Source organism: Patulibacter minatonensis DSM 18081 (assembly GCF_000519325.1).
GTDB lineage: Bacteria > Actinomycetota > Thermoleophilia > Solirubrobacterales > Solirubrobacteraceae > Patulibacter > Patulibacter minatonensis.
Window position 1 is genome coordinate 4,890,363 of record NZ_KI912613.1, and the last position, 18,667, is coordinate 4,909,029.

The 18,667-nt window shown below is 74.8% G+C and carries 19 protein-coding genes; 9 read left to right on the forward strand and 10 right to left on the reverse strand.

The genetic code is table 11. The features are described 5' to 3' along the window. Nucleotides 1-348: 348 nt before the first annotated feature. The 3 genes from PATMI_RS0122975 to PATMI_RS0122985 all read left to right on the forward strand — a co-directional run bounded on the left by PATMI_RS0122975 (nt 349) and on the right by PATMI_RS0122985 (nt 5,954). On the forward strand, nt 349-1,365 hold the full coding sequence (locus PATMI_RS0122975; protein ID WP_157260928.1) for a hypothetical protein: 1,017 nt from the start codon (nt 349-351) through the stop codon (nt 1,363-1,365). Between the two features lie 141 nt (nt 1,366-1,506). Next, nucleotides 1,507-2,946, forward strand: coding sequence for an InlB B-repeat-containing protein (locus PATMI_RS0122980; RefSeq protein WP_157260929.1), 1,440 nt, complete (start codon nt 1,507-1,509; stop codon nt 2,944-2,946). 164 nt (nt 2,947-3,110) lie between these two features. Next, nucleotides 3,111-5,954, forward strand: coding sequence for a helix-turn-helix transcriptional regulator (locus PATMI_RS0122985; RefSeq protein WP_026912602.1), 2,844 nt, complete (start codon nt 3,111-3,113; stop codon nt 5,952-5,954). A 36-nt stretch (nt 5,955-5,990) separates the two neighbouring features. On the opposite strand, the gene PATMI_RS32680 is transcribed toward PATMI_RS0122985, so the two are convergent. From PATMI_RS32680 to PATMI_RS36210, 7 genes are all read right to left on the reverse strand, one after another. Then, on the reverse strand, nt 5,991-7,163 hold the full coding sequence (locus PATMI_RS32680) for an oxygenase MpaB family protein (RefSeq protein ID WP_051472187.1): 1,173 nt from the start codon (nt 7,161-7,163) through the stop codon (nt 5,991-5,993). 177 nt (nt 7,164-7,340) lie between these two features. After that, nucleotides 7,341-7,658, reverse strand: a complete 318-nt coding sequence (locus tag PATMI_RS32685; RefSeq protein WP_084270188.1) for a LapA family protein — start codon at nt 7,656-7,658, stop codon at nt 7,341-7,343. Between the two features lie 53 nt (nt 7,659-7,711). After that, the gene (locus PATMI_RS0123000) at nt 7,712-8,014 is read right to left on the reverse strand and encodes a hypothetical protein (protein WP_026912603.1); all 303 of its coding nucleotides are present in this window, start codon (nt 8,012-8,014) and stop codon (nt 7,712-7,714) included. 40 nt (nt 8,015-8,054) lie between these two features. Then, nucleotides 8,055-8,201, reverse strand: a complete 147-nt coding sequence (locus PATMI_RS36985; RefSeq protein ID WP_157260930.1) for a hypothetical protein — start codon at nt 8,199-8,201, stop codon at nt 8,055-8,057. A 186-nt stretch (nt 8,202-8,387) separates the two neighbouring features. Next, nucleotides 8,388-8,546, reverse strand: coding sequence for a CsbD family protein (locus PATMI_RS36205; RefSeq protein WP_084270189.1), 159 nt, complete (start codon nt 8,544-8,546; stop codon nt 8,388-8,390). 82 nt (nt 8,547-8,628) lie between these two features. Further along, nucleotides 8,629-8,823, reverse strand: a complete 195-nt coding sequence (locus PATMI_RS0123015) for a hypothetical protein (protein ID WP_026912604.1) — start codon at nt 8,821-8,823, stop codon at nt 8,629-8,631. Between the two features lie 196 nt (nt 8,824-9,019). Next, the gene (locus PATMI_RS36210) at nt 9,020-9,580 is read right to left on the reverse strand and encodes a TetR/AcrR family transcriptional regulator (protein WP_169738410.1); all 561 of its coding nucleotides are present in this window, start codon (nt 9,578-9,580) and stop codon (nt 9,020-9,022) included. A gap of 398 nt (nt 9,581-9,978) precedes the next feature. On the opposite strand from PATMI_RS36210, the gene PATMI_RS32695 reads away from it, so the two are divergent. After that, nucleotides 9,979-10,989 (forward strand): FTR1 family protein, encoded by a 1,011-nt coding sequence (locus PATMI_RS32695; RefSeq protein WP_157260931.1) that lies wholly within the window; start codon nt 9,979-9,981, stop codon nt 10,987-10,989. A 53-nt stretch (nt 10,990-11,042) separates the two neighbouring features. Here PATMI_RS32695 and PATMI_RS32700 read toward each other — a convergent pair whose 3' ends face one another. Further along, entirely contained in the window at nt 11,043-11,222 is a 180-nt protein-coding gene (locus PATMI_RS32700; RefSeq protein ID WP_051472189.1) for a hypothetical protein, read from the reverse strand. A 169-nt stretch (nt 11,223-11,391) separates the two neighbouring features. Here PATMI_RS32700 and PATMI_RS32705 point away from each other — a divergent pair, with 169 nt between their 5' ends. From PATMI_RS32705 to PATMI_RS0123050, 4 genes are all read left to right on the forward strand, one after another. Continuing rightward, on the forward strand, nt 11,392-12,306 hold the full coding sequence (locus PATMI_RS32705; RefSeq protein WP_036726309.1) for a DUF4352 domain-containing protein: 915 nt from the start codon (nt 11,392-11,394) through the stop codon (nt 12,304-12,306). Between the two features lie 339 nt (nt 12,307-12,645). Continuing rightward, a complete protein-coding gene (locus PATMI_RS0123040) occupies nt 12,646-14,085 on the forward strand; it encodes a diguanylate cyclase domain-containing protein (RefSeq protein ID WP_084270191.1) in 1,440 nt (479 codons plus the stop codon). 68 nt (nt 14,086-14,153) lie between these two features. Continuing rightward, on the forward strand, nt 14,154-15,335 hold the full coding sequence (locus PATMI_RS0123045; RefSeq protein WP_026912606.1) for a hypothetical protein: 1,182 nt from the start codon (nt 14,154-14,156) through the stop codon (nt 15,333-15,335). 57 nt (nt 15,336-15,392) lie between these two features. After that, a complete protein-coding gene (locus tag PATMI_RS0123050) occupies nt 15,393-15,656 on the forward strand; it encodes a hypothetical protein (RefSeq protein ID WP_026912607.1) in 264 nt (87 codons plus the stop codon). A gap of 66 nt (nt 15,657-15,722) precedes the next feature. On the opposite strand, the gene PATMI_RS0123055 is transcribed toward PATMI_RS0123050, so the two are convergent. Beyond that, on the reverse strand, nt 15,723-16,562 hold the full coding sequence (locus PATMI_RS0123055; RefSeq protein ID WP_026912608.1) for an SDR family NAD(P)-dependent oxidoreductase: 840 nt from the start codon (nt 16,560-16,562) through the stop codon (nt 15,723-15,725). Nucleotides 16,563-16,709: 147 nt separating this feature from the next. Here PATMI_RS0123055 and PATMI_RS35360 point away from each other — a divergent pair, with 147 nt between their 5' ends. Next, nucleotides 16,710-17,891, forward strand: a complete 1,182-nt coding sequence (locus tag PATMI_RS35360; RefSeq protein ID WP_051472190.1) for a ParB/RepB/Spo0J family partition protein — start codon at nt 16,710-16,712, stop codon at nt 17,889-17,891. A 40-nt stretch (nt 17,892-17,931) separates the two neighbouring features. On the opposite strand, the gene PATMI_RS0123065 is transcribed toward PATMI_RS35360, so the two are convergent. Further along, complete coding sequence (locus PATMI_RS0123065; protein WP_026912609.1) at nt 17,932-18,666, reverse strand: SDR family NAD(P)-dependent oxidoreductase; 735 nt, start codon at nt 18,664-18,666, stop codon at nt 17,932-17,934. Nucleotide 18,667 lies beyond the last annotated feature (1 nt).

Here is an 18,667-nt window from a genome sequence, read left to right on the forward strand (position 1 = left end):
GGTCGGCGGGGCGGGGCGCTGGGCGAGCCCGGAGGGCGAGTCCAGCGCCCCGCGACGCGTACGCCAAGGGCCAGAGGATCACGGGCTCGGTGCGGACCTCGGGATCGCCCTACGGCGACGTCACGTGCGACTCGGGCACGCAGACGTTCACGCTGAAGCGCTGACCTGCTGACCACGGAGGAGCGCGGATCGAGGACGGTCGGCACCCACCGGCCGTCGTCGCGGATCGGGCGTCGACACGCCGGGAGCGACGTCGCAGCTCGCCGGCCAGCGGCACGAGGGCGTCGCGACGCCGCCCGTGCGAGCCGGTGTACGCAACTTCCTCCGCCGGCCCGGGTTCCCACTGCGATGACGCACTCCCGAACCCCCGCCCTGGTGGCCGCACCGCTCGCCGGTGCCGCCCTCGTCGCCCTGCTCACCGCATCGACCGCGTCGGCCGCCGACCCGACGGTCATCGGGCAGTCGTTGCAGCCCGCGACGGTCGAGACCGCGCTGGTGGCGAGCATCGGCAACGCCCGGACCGCGTGGGCGACGCAGGACACGAGCCCGGGGCCGGGCGATGCCCCGGTCGTCCTCTGGACGACGGGATCATCCGACGGCCCGCGCAAGCTCGCGACCCTGACGGACGCGGCGAACAACGGCGTGGACGGCCTCGAGGTCGGGAGCGCGAAGGGCGGCGTGCCCGTCGCGTTCGTCGCCACGGAGCGTGCGAAGGACGACGCTCGCGATGACCTGCGACTCGTCCGCCTGGACACCGGGGCCGTGCACCGCATCCGGTCGACGTACCGCGGCCGGGAGATCGGCGGCGTCGGCATCGACCGCGGACGGCTCTACTTCACGACCCACCCGGCGAAGACGACGTCGCGCGAGCACTCGGTCCTCTGGCGCGCGACGCTGACCGGGACCACGATCGGATCCGCGAAGAAGATCCGCACCTCGGCGCCCCGCGAGACCTGGCTCCGGGTGCTCGCCGACGGGGGCCGCGTGGCCGTCGAGAGCACGACCCCGGTCACGAACGGCGGGGGCGTCTACGCCCACCAGCGCTGGGCCTTCGGCACCCCCCGCGGCACGTGGCGGCGCACGCCGTTCGCGATCGCGTCGAACGGTTCCTTCTCGCCGATCCACGCCGCCGGCATCGACGGCACCCGCCTCATCACCGTGCGGGACCGGGTCGACGGGCAGGTCGTGACCAGCCTCCCGCTGTCGCGGAAGGACGAGACCGCCCGCATCACCGTCGGGCCCGACAGCGGGGACCTCGCCCAGCTCGTCCCGGCGTACCTCCCGGGCACCGGCGAGCTCCTGACCCGCAGCCTGGACGCCTCGGCGGCCCCCGCGATCGGGTACACGGAGAACCTCTTCCCGTAGGGCGTCCGACAGCCGAAATCCTAGGGTCCGTGTCTAGGGGTCGAGGCATTGTGCGGCGCGCGGGGCGACGCGAAGCTGCGACGGACGCTCCCCCGCCCGCGAGGTCGGCCGGCGGAGCGAGCCCGACCTCGAGAAGAAGTGGTGTCCCCCGACATGAAGCACATGAAGAACGTCCTGCGGGCCGCCGCCGTGGCGGCAGCCCTCGGCGCCGCGGTCCCGGCGACCGCATCAGCCGCGACCGGCTCGATCCAGGGCACCGTCACCGCGGCCGCCGACGGCGGCGCGGTGTCGCAGTACACGGTCGACCTCTACGGCTCGAACCGGGTCAAGATCTCGTCGGTCTGCACCGACGGCACCGGGAAGTACGCGTTCTCGGGCCTCTCGAGCGGCTCGTACTACGTCTCGTACTCCGGCGATCCGGCGACCTGCGCACGGACGGGCTACGCCCGCACCTGGTACGCGAACCGGCTGAACGCGAAGAACGCGACGGCCGTCGACGTGGTCGACGGCGCGGATCGCCCGAACATCGACGCGGCGCTCCAGACCGAGGCGACGATCAGCGGCACGGTGACCGAGGCCGCGGGGAACGCGGGGCTCCCGGGCGTCTCGGCCCGCGTGTTCGACACCGACGGCGACGAGGTCAGCCGCGCCTGCACCGCGGCGAACGGCACCTATCGGGTCCACCGCCTGGCTCCCCTGCCGTGTCTGGTCCAGTTCGTCGCCGATCCCTCCTGTGGCCCGGTCGGCGCCTACGCGGCCCGCTACTACCGGACCGCGGACCTGGCCGGATCCGAGACGGCCGGCGGCGCCTCGGCCGTGGTCTCGGACTACGGCCAGGACAAGGGCGGGATCGACGTCCGCCTCGCGCTCCCCGGCCAGGCCCAGCGCACCCTCGCCGTGACCGTGACCGGGTCCGGGTTCGTCGGGGGCGCCGGCGGCGGCATCTCGTGCCCCGGCACGTGCTCGGCCACCCGTCCGCAGGGCACCGTCGTCACGCTCACGCCGACCGCGGCACCCGGGTGGACGTTCACCGGCTGGACCGGCGCCTGCGCCGGTGCAGGCGCGTGCTCGGTGACGCTCGACGGCGACAAGGCCGTCGGCGCGACGTTCGCGACCACCGACCCCGGCGTGCCCGGCGGGGCCGCACCCGGTGGCGGTGCCGGGGCCGCGGGTGGCGGGACGACCGGCGGCGGGAGCACCACGCCTCCCGTGGTGGTCCCGCCCACGACCACGACGCCGACCCCCGGGGGCTCCGGCATCGCCGGGACGAAGCCCAAGTGCTCGGTCGCCGCGCCCTCGAGGGTCAAGCACGGCCGGTTCACCGTCGCGGTCCGCTGCGACCGGAAGGCCAAGCTCGTCGTCGGCGGCACCGTGAAGCTCAAGGTCGGCAGGAAGACGACGACCGTGAAGCTCGCGACGGCGACGAGCACGGCCACCACGAAGACGGTGACGATCAGGCTGCCGGCGAAAGCGGCCCGTGCCCTGAAGGCGAAGGCCAAGCTGTCGGCGGCGCTCACCCTGCGCGCCACCACGGGCGCGGGGACCACGACGGTCGGGAGGAAGGTCGCGCGGATCAGGTAGCCGGTCCCCCGCGCGGCCGTCCCTCACCGGAGGCCGCGGCGCGCAGCGAGGAGTCCGGTACCTGCGGGGTCGCCCCGGCCCGGAGGCGACTCCCGGCCGGGTGGCGCCTCCCCGCTCGAACTCGGCCGGCCCTCAGGTGGTGAGGGCCTAGGATCCCCGGGGAGATGGCCGATCCCCCGAGTCCCCCTCGACTGCTCGAGCGCGGCCCGGAGCTCGACCTGCTCGACGGCGCCGTCGATCGCGCTGCCGCAGGCCGGCCCGGCCTGATCCTGATCGAGGGCCCCGGAGGCATCGGCAAGACCCGGTTGCTGACGGCGGCACGCGACCGCGCGATCGCGGCCGGGATGCTCGTGCTCGAGGCCCGTGGCAGCGAACGGGAGCACCGTCTGCCGTTCGGAGTCGTCGACCAGCTGTTCCCCGACCGGCGCGATGCCCGGTCGGGACCGACCGCGGCGGACCCGGGCGACGAGTCGTTCGTCGTCCTCGCCTCCCTCTTCCGCGAGACCGAAGCACTCGCGGTGCAGCGTCCGGTGATGCTCCTGATCGACGACCTGCACCTCTGCGACGAGCCGTCGCTGCTGTTCCTCGGGTACCTCACGCGTCGGCTCGGTCGTCTGCGGGCATCCGTGCTGGCCACGCTGCGGCCGTTCGAGCGCTCCGCGTCGGCCGCACTGCTCGGCGAGCTCGTCGGGGATCCGCTCACGACGTCGGTCCGGCCGGCCGCACTCAGCGACGCGGCCACGGCGGAGCTCTTGGAGGGCGCGCTCGACCAGGATGCGGACGCGACGTTCGCGGCGGCGTGCAGGGAGGCCACGGGTGGCAACCCGCTGCTCCTCGGCGAGCTCGTCAAGACGCTGCGGTCGGAGGCGGTCTCGCCGGTGGCCCGCGAGCTCGACGCGGTGAACGCGCTCGGCCCGCGGGCGGTGCTGCGGACCGTGCTCGTCCGCCTGGCCGGACTGCCGGCCGGGGCGACCGAGCTGGCGCGCGCGCTCGCGGTGCTCGGGAAGACCGCCGACCTGTCGCTCGCGGCCGCACTCGCCGGGCTCGACCCGGACGCCGCCGGCGCCGCGGCCACCGCGCTGATCGGCGCGGAGATCCTCGCCGACCAGGCCGGCACGACCTTCGTGCACCCGCTCGTCGAGTCCGCGATCTACGAGGACCTCCCCGCGCCGCAGCGGTCGCTGACGCACGGCGCCGCCGCCGACCTGCTCCGCGACCGCGGAAGGAGCGCGAACGCGATCGCCGCGCACCTCGTCCTGGCGCCACCCGACGGCCGGGCGGGGTCGTGCGACGTGCTCGCCGAGGCGGCCCGCGCCTCGCTGCACGCCGGCGCGCCCGCCGACGCCGCCCTGTTCCTCCGTCGTGCGATCGCCGAACCACCGCCCGAGGATCGTCGCGCCGAGTTCGCCGCGGCGCTCGCCCGGGCGACGATGCTCGTCGACGGCCCTGCGGCCGAACTCGACCTGCGCGAGGCGCTGCGGCTCACCGACGACCCGGCCGAGCGCGTGTCGCTCCTGATCGACCTCGCCCGGCTGTTGATGTTCATCGACCGGGTCGACGAGAGCGTGCCGCTGCTGGAGCAGGCCGCCGCCGAGCTCCCGCCGGGGGCCGAGGACCTCGGTCGGATCGTCGCGACGACGACCCTGATGGCCCCGCTCTTCGACCCGACGGTCACGCCGCCGGCAGACGTCGTCGCGCTCGGCCGCCGCCTGCCGCTGCAGCCCGGGATCGGCGCGAAGATGCTCGCCGCCCAGTCGGCCCGGAACTGGGCGTTCGACGGCGGGGCGGCCGACGACTGCGCCGCCCTCGCACTCGCCGCGCTGGACGGGGGCGACCTGGTGCGGGCCGACAGTGTGTTCCTCGCCGTCTCGGCGGTCTTCGTCCTCGAGATCGCCGACCGCCCCGAGGCCGACGCCGGTTGGGCCGCGATCGAGCGCGAGTGCGAGCTGCACGGCTCCCACCAGGCGCGGGTCGCGCTCAGCCTCTTCCGGGGCTACGGCCTCGTCCGCCGGGGCGAGCTGGCCGCCGCCGACGCGGCGCTCGACGACGCGCTCGAGGCGGCACGCGACTGGAACGCCGTGCAGGGCGGCGTCCACGCCGCGGCGTTCCGGGCGCGCGTGCGGATCGAGCGCGACGACCTGGCCGGCGCCCGCGAGGCGCTGGAGAGCGTCCCGGCCCCGGACCGCCAGACCGACGAGGCCCGCATGTGGCTCGACAGCCGCGTCGCGTTGTTGAACGCGGAGTCGCGCCACGACGAGGCGCTCGCCGCGGCCGCCGAGCTCGAGCGCCGGTTCGCGTTCCTCCCCCACCTCCTCGACACCCCGGCGCTCGCGCACCGCGCCGTCGCGCTGCACGGACTCGGCCGCGACGCCGAGGCGCTCGTCGCCGCGCAGGGCGCGCTGGCGCAGGCGCGCACGTGGGGGTCACCCGGACTGGTCGGGCAGGCGCTGCGGATCCTCGGCAGCATCGAGGTCGGCGCGGCCGGCGGGACCGGGATCGCCGGCGCCGGGACCGTCAAGGCGAGCGATGGCGGGAGCGCCGAGGCGAGCGAGGGCGGGAGCGCCGAGACCGCCGAACCCGGGATCCCCCGGCTCCGTCAGGCGGTGGCGACGACCGACGGCACCCGGGCGCGCCTCGAGCACGCCAGGGCGCAGGTGGAGCTCGGTGCCGCGCTGCGCGCCGCGGACGCCACCGCCGACGCACGGCTCGCCCTCCGCGCCGGCCTCGAGCTCGCCGCGCGGCTCGGCGCGGGAGTCCTGGAGGCGCGGGCCCGTCGCGAGCTGTACGCCGCCGGCGGACGCCCGCGGACCACCGCGCTGACCGGCCCGGGATCGCTCACCGAGGCCGAGCGCCGGGTGGTCGAGCTGGCCGCCGACGGGCTCACGAACCGCGCGATCGGGGAGGCGCTGTTCGTGACGCGCAAGACCGTCGAGCTGCACCTCAGCAACGCGTACCGCAAGCTCGGCGTCGCCGGCCGGGGCGGGCTGGCCGGGGCGCTCAGGGCCTGACCGATCCCCGGACGTCGCCCGCGCTCCCGGGGACTCCTAGCCGACCGCCGCCCGCTCCGCCACCTCCGCCGGCACCGGCGCCGACGGCGTGAAGACGACCTGCGACTGGTCGTGGCCCAGCTCGGCGTAGAGCTCGCGCGGGGTCGGCGCCTCGTGGCGGCGGTAGGTCTCCTCGGGGCTCAGGACCTCGGAGGAGCGGGCCGGGATGCCGGCGAGGACCTGGCCCGCGACCGGGACGGTGTTCGGCGAGAGGGCCGACAGGAGGATGAGCTTCGCGCGGACCGACTTGTCGACCAGGGCGAAGGTGGCCTTCATGATCGGGCGGATCGCGACGTCGACCCAGCGAGGTTGGCTCAGGTTCGCGAGCCGGCGCTGGTAGCGGGGCATCGTCGAGAGGACCGCCGCGCGGAACATCCAGCCGGCGACGGTGAAGACCGGCTGGAAGACCCGCGGCACGTCCGGCGCGAACGGGCCGAGGTCCATCAGGTGGGCCATCGCCTCCTGCGTGGCCTCGGACGCGGCCAGGCGCGGGCGCATGCGGTCGAAGTACTCGCGCACGCCGGCGCGGGTGATCGGCACCGTCTCGGGGTCGATCGTCTGCGCGTGGGCGGCGACGCGGCACTCCGCCCAGTACTGCGCCTCGTCCGCGGCGGACAGGCGGCCCGGGCCGAAGACCTCGTACGTGTAGAGGATCGAGTGCCACGCCGTCATGTGGATGTACAGCTGCTGCTCGGGGTTGTTCGGATCCGAGAGCAGCCCCGAGACGGGGTCCGGCGCGGCGACGCGGGCGTGGACGCGGGTGAGGATCCCGGACGCCTTGGCGATCGACGCCGAGTCGCCGAAGAGGCACGTCGCGAAGTAGCGCAGCGTGCGGTCGTAGCGGACCTTCGGCTGCTGGTAGATCTTGCTGGAGACCTTCACCGGCGCGATGAGGAACGGGTCGAGCTCCTCCACCACGACCGCGCGGCTGAAGCCGACGGTCATGCCCGTCGGGTACACCCACACGCGCCAGGCGACGGAGTCGGGGCCGAACCAGCCGTAGTCCTCCATCGGCGTGAGGTCGCGGGCACGCGGTGCGCGACGGCGGGCCTTCGCGTCGCCGGTCGTCGCCGGACCGGTGGCCGCGGGGCGGGCCGTGGCCCGTGCGGTCGCGGGCGGGTCGCCGAGCGGCGCGGCCTCGGGGGTCTCGGGAACGGTGGGCGTGGCCATGGGGTCCTCCTGGGCGGTCGTCGGGCTCGGCGATGGCTGCCTACCCGACCGTAGGTACGGGAGCGTACATACGGACCCGTAGCTTCGTCAAGCGCCTCGGAGCCTCGCTCGATCCCGGCGGACCGACGGCCCGTGTGGAGCGGCGCCCGCCGGCGGGTCGGCCCGACGCCGCCCGCCTCAGCGCTTCCAGCCGGTCGCGCGGCGACGGAGCTGGAGGATGCGGGCGCCGGCGGCGATCGCGACGATCAGGCCACCGGCGACGGCGGCGAGGAGCAGCGCGACGCCGACGGGCACGCGGCCGTTCCAGCCGAGGAACTCGATCGTGACCCGGTCGAGGTTCTGCAGGATGAAGACGAGCAGGATCGCGAGGATGACGCCGCCGAGGATGGCGAACCACATCGCGGCGTTCGTACGGGAGCCGGTGGGCTTCTCGTGCGTCGGGTCCGGACGACCGGACGTCGGGGACTGCTCGGCGGTGGTGGTGTCGGTGCTCATTGGTTCTTCGGGTGGTCGTGGTGCCGGCCCGCGGGTGCGGACCGGTCGGGTGCTCAGCGGCCGCGGCGCCTGGAGTGCCGGACCTTGCCGACGACCGCCACCTGGGCGGCGTGCCGGGCGAGGAGCTTCAGGTCGAGCTGGGCGACCAGGCGCCGCAGCTCGCGCTGCTCGCGGTCGGTCAATCGGCTCCGCCTGCCCCGACTGCGCCGCACGAGCTCGACGAGACGCCGACGCTCGCGGCCGGAGAGCCGGGAGGTCCAGTGCCGGTGGCCCTCCCGCGCGACGTCCGCGACGACGAGCCACGGGACGGCCCTGCCACCGGCGCGCCGGGCGGAAGCGCTGCGGAAGAGGCTCACGCGCGGGACCGCGTCGGCGTCCCGGTGGTGAAACGGCGCATCATCGCCGTCCGAGGTTCTTGACGCGGTCGAGCCTCGAGGGCTTCTGCGGGGCGGTGCCGGTCAGCCGGTGCTGGAACTTGCGAGCCAGCGGCGGGGCGATCAGCTTGAGGATCTGCCACGTGATGCGGCCGAGGATCTTGTACACGGAGGGTCTCCGGGAGGTGGAACGAGTGGTCCGGTTCGCGGCGCGCGACGATGTCGAGCGATCCACGGGGTCCGGGGATGACGGTCGTCGCGGGTGACGACCGGGTGCGGGGACCGCGCCGGGCTGCGCGCCCGGCGCGGGCGGCGCGCCGGGGGACGCGCGCCGCTCCGCCCCGCGAGGGGGCTGCTAGTCCTTCTTCAGGACGTCCTTGACCTTGTCGGTGACCTTCTCGGCGGTCTCCTTGACCTTGTCGACGGCCTGGTCGACCTGGCCCTCGCGCTTGAGGTCGTCGTTCCCGGTCACCTTGCCGGTCGTCTCCTTGGCCTTGCCTGCGATGTCCGTCATGTCGTCTCCTGTGGTCGTGTCGATGGGGAACTGCATGTTCGACCGGCCCCGCGCGAAAAAGTTCCGCACGAGCCCGTCGGGATCAGATCCAGCGGTGCGGCTTGTGACGCGGGAGCCACTCGACGCCGCTGACGCTCTCGCGCTCCAGCGCGGCGTCGACCTCCGGGTGGGACTGACCGACCGCGCCGATGCCGCGATCGGCGTCGCGGTCCTCCCGCGACCCGACCGCGGGATGCGCGGTCGTGGCTGACGTGGCACTGCCGAGAACCTGGAACATCCTGAACGTCCTTGGTCGAGCGCCGGACCCCCGATGGGCCGGTCGTTGCAAGGGGAACTACCCACGACCGGTCCCGCGCACGCACCCTCAGGAGATCTTCATGCGACCGTCGGGACGTCGTGATGTGGCCCGCGTCCCGTCGGCGCGACGAGCCGGCGTCGGGGACGACGTCCGCGGTGGTGCGGAAGGCCGCCCGTCAGCGCGCCAGGACCGTCAGCAGCTCGCGCGCGAAGCCGACGACGCGTGCCGGGTCGTACTCGTCGGGCGCCGCGATCAGCTGCCGGGAGCCCTCCTCGCAGATCGCCAGGAGCGCGAGCGGGAGGAACTCCCGGTCGAATCGGGCGATCTGCGGCCGGACCGCGGCGAGATCGTCGAGCATGACGCGCAGGTGTCCGAGGACGACGTCCCGGCCGGCCTGGATCGACGCCTTCAGCGCCTCCGGCGGCCCGTCCGGCGGGAACAGGATCAGGCGCCACGTCGTGGGGTCGCGCTGGATGGCCACCGCGATCGCCTCGACCCACCGCAACGACGCGGCGAGCGGGTCGCCGCCGGCCGCCCCGGTGGCCGGCAGCGCCTCGGCGAGAGTCGACAGGGCGCGGCCGAACTCCCGCTCGAGCAGCGCCGACAGCAGCTCGGTCCGGTTCGGATAGGCGTTGTAGACGACGGTCTTCGCCAGCGCGGCACGGCGCGCGACGGCCTCCATCGTCACTGCCGCGAACCCGCCGTCGGCAATGAGGTCGAGCGTAGCGTCGAGCACCTCGCGGCGCCGGACCTCGATCGGCTGCCGGCTGCGCCGGGGTCGGGTGGTCGGCGGCTCGGCGATCGGAGGATCGTAGCCGCGCCGTCGACGACGACCGCGTTCACGTGGACCGGCCCTCCCCCGCCGAGGTCGTCCGCCGGCGGCGTGCCGCCTCAGCGCGGCGTCGTCCTGCGCAGGGTCGTGTCCGCGTTCCGTGCGCCGGACGCCGCGCGGTCGAGGGCCGTCCCGTGAAGCGTGCACCCCCCCACCACCTCGAAGGTACGTCCACGGCTCCCGCATCCCCGCGGTCGACCGAGGCGCCCACGAACCACCGAGAGCGCCTGTGCGCCACTCATCTCGCACTCATCGAGTTCGGACGTAGGGTGCCCTGCGCAGGGCGCCCTAAGGAGACCTCGATGTCCGCTACACCCCTCGCCACCGACGGCACCGCACGCGCCGAGTCCCGGACCGACTCGCGCTGGTTCTACGCGTGGCTGGTGGTCGTGCTCGGGCTCCTCGCGTTCGCGGTGGTCGCCGGCTGGAACGCCGCCGGCGGGACGGTCGACCCCACCGACGCCGGCCGCACCCTGAGCCGGACGACCGTCGTCGTCAACAGCGCGGTGCTCGTGCTCCGCGAGGGCCTCGAGTGCGTCCTGGTCCTCGCCGCGATCACGGCCGGGCTCCGCGGCCCCGCGGCCGGGCAGCGACGGCCGATCGCGATCGGCGGCGGCGTCGCGCTCCTGCTGTCGGTCGTCACCTGGTTCGCGGCCGTGTGGGTCATCGGGGCCTTCGGCGGCACCGGACTGAACGTGCAGGCGGCGACCGGGATCCCCGCGATCCTCGTGCTGCTGGTGATCATGAACTGGTTCTTCCACGACACCTACTGGACCGGGTGGATCAAGCGGCACAACCGGAAGAAGAAGGGCCTGCTGCACGCCGACGCGGGCAGCCCGCGGCTGTTGCTCGGCCTCGGGCTGCTCGGCTTCAGCGCCGTCTACCGCGAGGGCTTCGAGATCGTGCTCTTCCTGCAGTCGCTGCGGGTCGGGTACGGCTCGTCGGTCGTCCTGGAGGGCGTGACGCTCGGCCTCCTCTTCACCACCGCCGCCGGGATCGTGACCTTCGTCCTGCACCGGAAGCTGCCGTACAAGAAGCTCCTCATCATCACCTTCGCGCTGCTCGTGCTGGTGCTGTTCGTGATGGTCGGCGAGCAGGTCAACGAGATGCAGCTCGCCGGCTGGATCGGCACCTCGACGTTCTGGGACAGCCCCGGGTGGCTCGGCACCTGGTTCTCGGTCTTCGGCAACTGGGAGACCGTGATCGGCCAGACCGTCGCCGTCGGCGCGGTGGTCGGCTCGTACGTCGTCGCCCGCGAGGTCCAGGTCAAGGGGCCGCAGCGGCGCGCACGGCGCGCGGCCGCCGGCGCCTGACCAGCGGCGCCGCCGACGCCTGAGCACGGGGCGACGGGGCGACGGGGCGACCCTCAGCCCTCCCCGTCGACCTTGCGCAACACCTCCAGGAGCGCCTGCCGGTCCGGGCCGGAGAGCGCGGCGAAGAGGTCCTCGGCCGCCTCGGCGTAGCGCGAGCGCCACCGCTGCGCCTCCGTCGCGCCGTCCGCCGAGGCCTCGAGCAGCATGGCCCGGCGATCCGTCGGGTCGCTCACCGAGCAGCAACGGCGTTCCACCATCGGCTGTCGAACGGTCGTCCGCCTCCATCGCGATCTGAACGCAGGATGGCGATGCACGAGGGCGCGCGGCTACGCCGTAGCCTGGCGCGCAGGACCGGTCGGCCCGCGACCGAGACACACCAGGAGGAATGACATGAAGACATGGATGGCCTGCGCGAGCACGGTCCTCGTCGTCGGCGCCACCGGATGCGGCGGCGCTGACAAACCATCGACCTCGGGCAGCGACCGGGAACAGATCAAGGCCCTCACGGCGAGCCTCCAGACCGCGATCCGCTCGAAGGACTGGGACACGTTCTGCTCGCTGGCGACGCTCGAGCTCAGGACACAGATCAAGTTCGCGGCGGCCCTCATCAGCGAGAAGGAGAACCCGAGTTGCGCAGACGGCCTGTCTGCCGCGGCCGCCGAGGAAGACGTCTCCGACGCGTCCTACGACCTCTCTCGCCTCGAGATCATCGGTGACTCAGCGATCGCGAAGAGCGCATCGAAGGACGACGACGGCGAGCCCGAGGACATCTCGTTCGAAAAGAAAGGCGGGCGTTGGCTGGTCGCAGCCGATCCCGACGAAGAAGGCGGCTTCTCGTCGGACGACGACGCCGCGACGACGACCACGGAGGCAGCGAAGGCGACACCCGCACAGATCGGAAGCCCAGCGACCGACGACGGGCTCACGTTCACCGTCCGCTCGCTCCGCCAGGTCTCGTCGATCGCCGCCGACGAGTACAGCTCGCCGTTGAAGCCGAAGCCTGACGAGGACCTGTACCTGCTCAGGGTCAAGGTGACGAACGACTCGAAGGACGGTGCCGATCCGTTCTGCGGCGGCGGCTCCGCGAAGCTGGTCGATAGCCAGGAGCGGAACATCGACTTCGACTCGCAAGAGGCGCTGAACCTCCCCGGCAACGACTTCTGCGGCAGCGAGATCCAGCCGGGTCTGTCGAAGAGGTACAAGCTGCCGTTCCGCGTCGCCAAGGGCTCGACCATCGCAACCGTCGTCCTGTGGAACGGGTCCGCCGGCGACGACAGCGACGGCACCGGCACCCACGTCGCCGTGGACGCGCCGTAGTCGCGCGTCGCGCGAGCGCGTGCGGACACCGAGCGGTGCGGCGGGGCCGTACCGCTCGCCGCCGGACCCTGCCCAGAAGCGGCGACCCCGGCACCGGGCGTCAAGCCGCGCGGACGCATCTCCGACCCGGCCGTGGGCGCCTCCACGGGGTCAGCACCGGCTCGCCCGATCATCCGTCCACGGGCCCAACGTTCGTCGAGGATCCCGCCTGCGTGAGGCGTACGCTGCGGTCCTCTCTGCACTCCGGCGCGCCATCGGCGCGGACCGTCCCCGACGCCCCGGGACCCCGGGCGCCGCCCGGCCCGCAGGCGACCGGAGGACCCGACACCCGGAGGCCGCATGACCCCTTCAGATCCGTTCCTCGTGGTGTTCGACGGCAAGGACGGCCACGCGCGCCGGGTCGCGCGGGACATCGCGGACACGGTCCGGCGCGCGGGCTTCGCGGTCGCCACAGGCGACGTCGACGGCGAGGAGGCCCGGGACCCGGGGTCGGCGTCGGTGATCACGGCCGTCGCGACCGTCGAGCGCGGCGGGACCACGGGGCGCGTCGGCGCCTGGCTCGCCCGGCACCACCGGCTGACGAACGTCGCCCCGTCGTTCCTCGTCGCGATCTCCCTCCGGGCCGCCTCGTCGGACGCCGCGGAGCGCACCGGGGCGCTCACCGACGCCGGGGAGGTCCTGCGCCGGTCCGGGTCGCTGCAGACCCGCATCCACCTCGTCGGCGGGGTCCTCGACTACCCGCGGGCCGGGGTCGTCGGCCGCGCGAAGCTCCGCCGCGAGGCCGAGCGCCTCGGACTCGCGACCGACACGACGGCGGTCGTCGAGTACACCGACCGGGGCGACGTCCGCCGGTTCGCCGAGGGCCTGCTCGAGCTCGTCGGCGTCGTCCGCGCCGTCCCCGCGCCCGCCGCACCCGGGCGCGGCCCGTCGCCGTCGGGAGCGTCGGCGGACGCAGGGTCGCGCGGCGGCGGGGGGTCGCCGCCCGCGCCCGTGACCGTCCGCCCGATCGGGACGATCGAGACCCTGCGGTCCGTGACCACCGCCCTCCGCGCGAGCGAGACCTCGACGCATGCCGTCCGGCCGGCGGGTCCGCCGGCCGAAGCCGTCCCGCCCGCCCGCGCCACGCCGATGGCCCGCGGACGCGCTTCGTCGCCCTCCGACGCCGCGCGCGCACCCCGCTCCGCCGCCGCGCCGCGCGCCGATGCCCGGTCGACGTCGCCCGCGGTCACCCGTCCGCACGCCGGCACCGGGCGGACCGTCGCAGGCGTCGACGCCGCTTCGGGGCTCTGGGACGAGGAGCGGATCGCCGTCGAGATCGGTCGCTGCTCGAGGGAGGCCCACCGGTACGGCTTCGAGATGACCCTGCTCGCGCTGACGGTCGACGGCGACCCCGGGCCGGATGCGGCCCTGACGCGCACGGTCGCCTCGGTCGTCCGCCGCGCGATCCGGTCGTGCGACCACTGCGCACGGCTGGCGGACGGGACGTTCGTCGTGCTCCTCCCGCACACCAGCACCGGGGCCGGTTCGGTCGTCGCCCTGCGCCTGGCCCGGGAGATCGAGTCGCACCTCGGCGGGGGCGCGGACGGGCTCGGCGTCGGCGTGGCGACGCTCGCGCCGACCCCCGGGACCCCGGCGTCGACATGGCTCTCCCGTGCCCGCGCGGCGATGACGGAGGCCCGGGAGGCGGCGGACACCGTCGTCGTCGTCGACCGCTCGTGGCAGCGCGACGACGCCGGCGGGACCCCGGGCGCGCCGGCGCTCGCTCCCGCGCCGCGCTGAGGCGCGGACGACGGCAGCGGATCGCCCCAGGTCGGGCGCCGTCCGCCCGCCGCCCGACACTGCAGGGGATGAGCGTCGAGAAGGAGGGCGGAGCGCCCGGGCCGGGCGGCGTGGTGTTCCGGCGCCCGGCCGCCGGCGACCGCCGGTCCGCGCGACCGGTCCTCGGTGCGACGACGACGCCGTGGGTCCTCGACCTGATCGCGCGGTTCCGGGGTGCGACGGACGCGATGCTGGTCTGCCCGCACCTCGCCGAGGACCCGGGGGAGGGTGCGGTGTGGCTCGCGGCGGTCCCGGACCTGCGGAGCTGCCGACGCGCGGCGTGCACGGAGGCCGTCGCCGCCACGCTCGAGGAGCGGCTCGGCCGTCCGGGGCGGGACGAGCCGACGCGGTGCACGACCTGCGGGCGAGTGGACGTGCCCGTCCGCGGCGTCGGCGTCGCCGTGGGGCACACGATGCTCCGCGGGACGGTGTGCGAGGACTGCCTCGCCGCGAAGCCGGTCCCCACGCCGCCGGCGGCGGTCGAGCCGGAGGAGGCGGTGGCCCGGCGCGCGGCGACGATCGGCGACGAGCCCATCGCGGTCCGGCGCGGGTCGTCCGCCGCCGCGGAGGAGCACCGGCCGTCGCCGGAGGATCAGGGGTGGCGTGCACTGCGGCGCGGGTGCCTGATGGCCGAGGCCTGTTGCCGGTCGACGGCCGCCCCGCTCGACCCCGATCGCGCCGTGATCGGCGGCCTGCTCGTCCGGGCCGCGAAGCTCGCCCGGGGACTGATCGACGCGCCCCGCGGGGACGGCTCGCTCCTGCAGGAGGAGGCGTTCCGGTCGCTCGTCCGCACGACGACGACCCTGTGGTGGCTCGTCCGCGAGGGGTCGGACGACGACCTCGCCGCGTTCCGGGACGCCAGCTCGCGGGCGTGGGGCGCGGACGATCTCGGAGACCGCCTGGAGGCGCTGGGACGCGCGGACGACCTGGCGGTGCTGCTCGGGCCGGATCCGGACGTCGCGCCCGGCTCGTGGCGGGAACTCATCGCCGGCCACCTCTCCCCCGCCCCCGACGGCTTCGGGCTCCACCTCGCGCACCGGCCGGTCACCCCGATGGCCGCGCTCGTCGCCGGCGAGCACCTGTCGCTCGCGAGCGCCGACGTCGCCGCCCGCATGCCGACCGACCTCGACCCCGACGACCTGCGGCGGCTCGCGGAGGAGGTCTCCGAGCTGCGCGCCGTCGTCGCCCGGTCCGCGGACGACCTGCGATGAGTTCTCCGCCGGGCGACGGTCTGCACCGGTACATCCCGCCCCGTACCGGAACGCCCCATGTCGACCACGACCATCACCGACCACTCGTGCTCCCCCGATGAGCGCCGCGCCCCTTGGCCCGCCCTCCTGCAGCGGACCTGCGGGCGCGTCCCGATCACGGGCGAACCGGTCGACGGGTACCTGATCGCCGGAGCGCTGCTCCTGGCCGTCGCAGCGACGGGCCTCGTCACCGACCTGCTCGGCTCCGCGCTCTGCGGCGTGGTGGCGGTCTGCGCGATCCTGCTGCTGCGGTGCTCGGGTCGCACCGCCACGACCCGCTGAGCGATCCCGGACCCGCTCCGCGGGCGTCCCGCACCGCGGGGCCACGACTCCGCGGCGGCGCGACGATCAGGCGCGCTGCAGCGCGATGCGCCCGGCGTGGTCCCAGACGGCGGCGGCCAGCGCGGTGTCCGTCGCCGGGGCGATCAGCGGCTGCTCGAGGTGCTCGAACCAGTACCGCCCGCTGACCCCGTCCAGCTCGGGGTCGACGACGAGCCGGACCACGGGGCGAGCGCCCTCGTCGGGGCTCGCCCAGGACTCCTTCATCCTCCGGACCTGGTCGCCCTCCGGACCCTCGCGGTCGCCGAGCCCGGTGCGGACGACCCCCGGGTGCAGCGCGGTGATCGTGACGCCGGTCCCCGCCCAGTGCTGGGCGAAGCGCGGGACGAGCAGGAGGTTGGCGAGCTTCGTGTCGCAGTAGGTGCCCATCTCCGAGAAGTCCTCGCCCGTGGGCGTCCGCTCGAGGTCGACGGTCCCCTTGATGTACAGCCCGGCGCTGACCTGGACGACCCGCGCACCGCCGCCCTCCGCCAGCCGGTCGGCGAGCCGGTGGTTCAGCACGAACGGGGCGACGTGGTTGACCGCGAACGCCTGCTCGAGCCCGTCGCCGGTGATCACGCGCTCCGTCGGCCAGATCCCCGCGTTCTGGACCAGCGCGTCGATGCTCGGGCAGGCGTCGAGGATCGCGTCGGCCGCCGCGTTCGCCCCGGCGATGGTCGAGAGGTCCGCGACGACGAGGTCGCGGTCCGGGTCGAGCCCGAGCTCGTGACACGCCGCAGCCCCGGACCCCCGGTCCCGCACGGCGAGCACGACGCGGTGGCCGGCCACGAGCAGCTGCTCGGCGACGGCGCGGCCGATCCCGCGGTTGGCTCCTGTGACGACGGCGGTCGGGCGGTCGGACGTGCTCATGGCGGGACCGTACCAGCGACTAGATCATTTTTCTAGAACAATGTTCTATCGTGGTTCTCGGGCTTCCGGAGGGGTCGCGGCGGCGTCCGCCCGCGCCCGCCGGACGCCCCTCTACAGTGCCCTCCTCGATGACGAGGAAGGTGCTGCATGTCGGTTGACGATCTCCAGAAGGGCGAGGAGGCGGTCGCGCAGCTGCACGCCGAGCGGGCGGAGCAGGAGCGCGAGCGGCTGGCGGCCGAGCTGGCCGAGGAGCCGGTGTTCGACACCGCGAGCAAGGACCGGGTGCGCCAGGTCGTGCGGGTGGACCGGATCGCCGCGGACCGCAACATCCGCCCGGACCTCCCCGAGATCCACGAGCTCGCGCTGTCGATCCGGCAGCGCGGACTGCTGACGCCCCCGCTCGTCCGTAGGAAGCCGGGCGGCGACGGGGAGTTCCTGCTCGTCGCCGGCCACCGCCGGCACGCGGCGCTCGTCGCGCTGGGGTGGGAGACGACGCCGGTGGACGAGATCGTCGACCTCGACGAGGACGAAGCGTTCGAGATCCAGCTCCTGGAGAACGTGCAGCGCGTCCAGCTCGAGCCGCTGCAGGCCGCTCGCGGGCTGCGCCTCCTGATGAAGCGCCGCGAGGGGGCCAGCGCCGCCGAGGTCGCGCGGTCGATCGGCCTGTCGCCGTCGTGGGTGCGTCGGCACCTGAAGCTCCTCGAGCTGCCCGACGAGGTCCAGCAGCGGGTCTCCGACGGCGACCTGTCGCTGACGATCGCCGACCTGCTGCGCCGCCAGACCGACAAGGGCGCGATCACGAGCAAGCAGGCGATCGACTACGCCGGCGCGGTCGCGCAGGGCGACATGACGCCCGCCGAGATCCGGGAGACGTTCGGCGAGACCCGCGGGCCGAAGGCCCCGGCACCCGTCAAGGGCGTCTTCCGTCCCGGCGACGGGCCGGAGCCTCGCGGCGACGACAACCGGCACGAGGGCTCGACCGCCGATCCGGCGTCGCGCGAGTACGCCGTGCCGGACTACAGCCCCGTGCGCACGCAGGGCGACGGCGCGGACGGCGCCCCCGCGGCGTGGGACTCCAGCGCACCCCGGACGTCGCTCGCCGGTGAGGCGTCGGACGGCCAGGTGGCCGCGCAGCTGGACCGCTACCTCGTCCGCTGGCTGACCGAGAAGCAGAAGGCCGTCGGCGACGCGATCGAGCTCCCCGCCGACCTCGATGAGCTGGGCGGCCCCGACCTGACCGCCTACGTGCGTCGCTGCGCGCAGGCGCTGATGCGGGCGGACGGGCCGGCCGCGGCGGCGCACCCGGACGCGGTCAACCGGGTGCTCTGAGGCGGGGCCCCGCACCCTCGCCGCGGGGTCCGAGCCCGGATCACCTCGCGAGCGCGACCCCGGTGACCCGCTCGAGCGTCGCGACGAGCTCGTCCTGGAACGCCTCGTCGTAGACGGCCGGATGCGGGTCCCGGCGCTCCTGGTGGTACCAGTAGCCGCCGGTCGTGCGGGCCTCGGGGTCGTCGCTCGTGGCGAGCCATTCCTGCGTGCGGTGCCCCAGTCGCAGATCGTCGGGCGCGCTCGGGCCGCCCATCCGCGTCGGCACCCACCCGGGGTCGACGGCGTTGACGAGCACGTCGGGCCACCGGCGCGCGACGGCCATCGCCAGCGTCGTCACGAGGAGCTTCGAGTCGGAGTACGACGCGGTGCCGGTACGCCCGGACCAGTCGAGCCCGTCGAGCGTCGGGCGACCGCCGGTGTGCATGCCGCTGCTCAGGACGACCAGCCGCGCGGGGCGCTCCAGCAGCGCGGTCAGGAGGTACGGCGCGACGACGTTGACGGGCAGGATCGCCGATCCGGTGTAGACGCCGGCGTTCTGGATCACGGTGTCCGGGCGGCCGACGCGTGCGAGCTGCTCGGCGACCGCGCGCGTGCCGTCCGGGCCGCCGAGGTCCCCGACGACGACCTCGGCGCCGCGCGCGACGAGCCCGGCGACCGCGTCCCGGCGGTGCTCGCCGCGCACGTGGACGACGACGTGGTGGCCCTCGTCCAGGAGCGTGCTCGCGGCGGCGTGCCCGAGCCCGTCGGCGGACCCGGTGACGACGACGCGACTCACG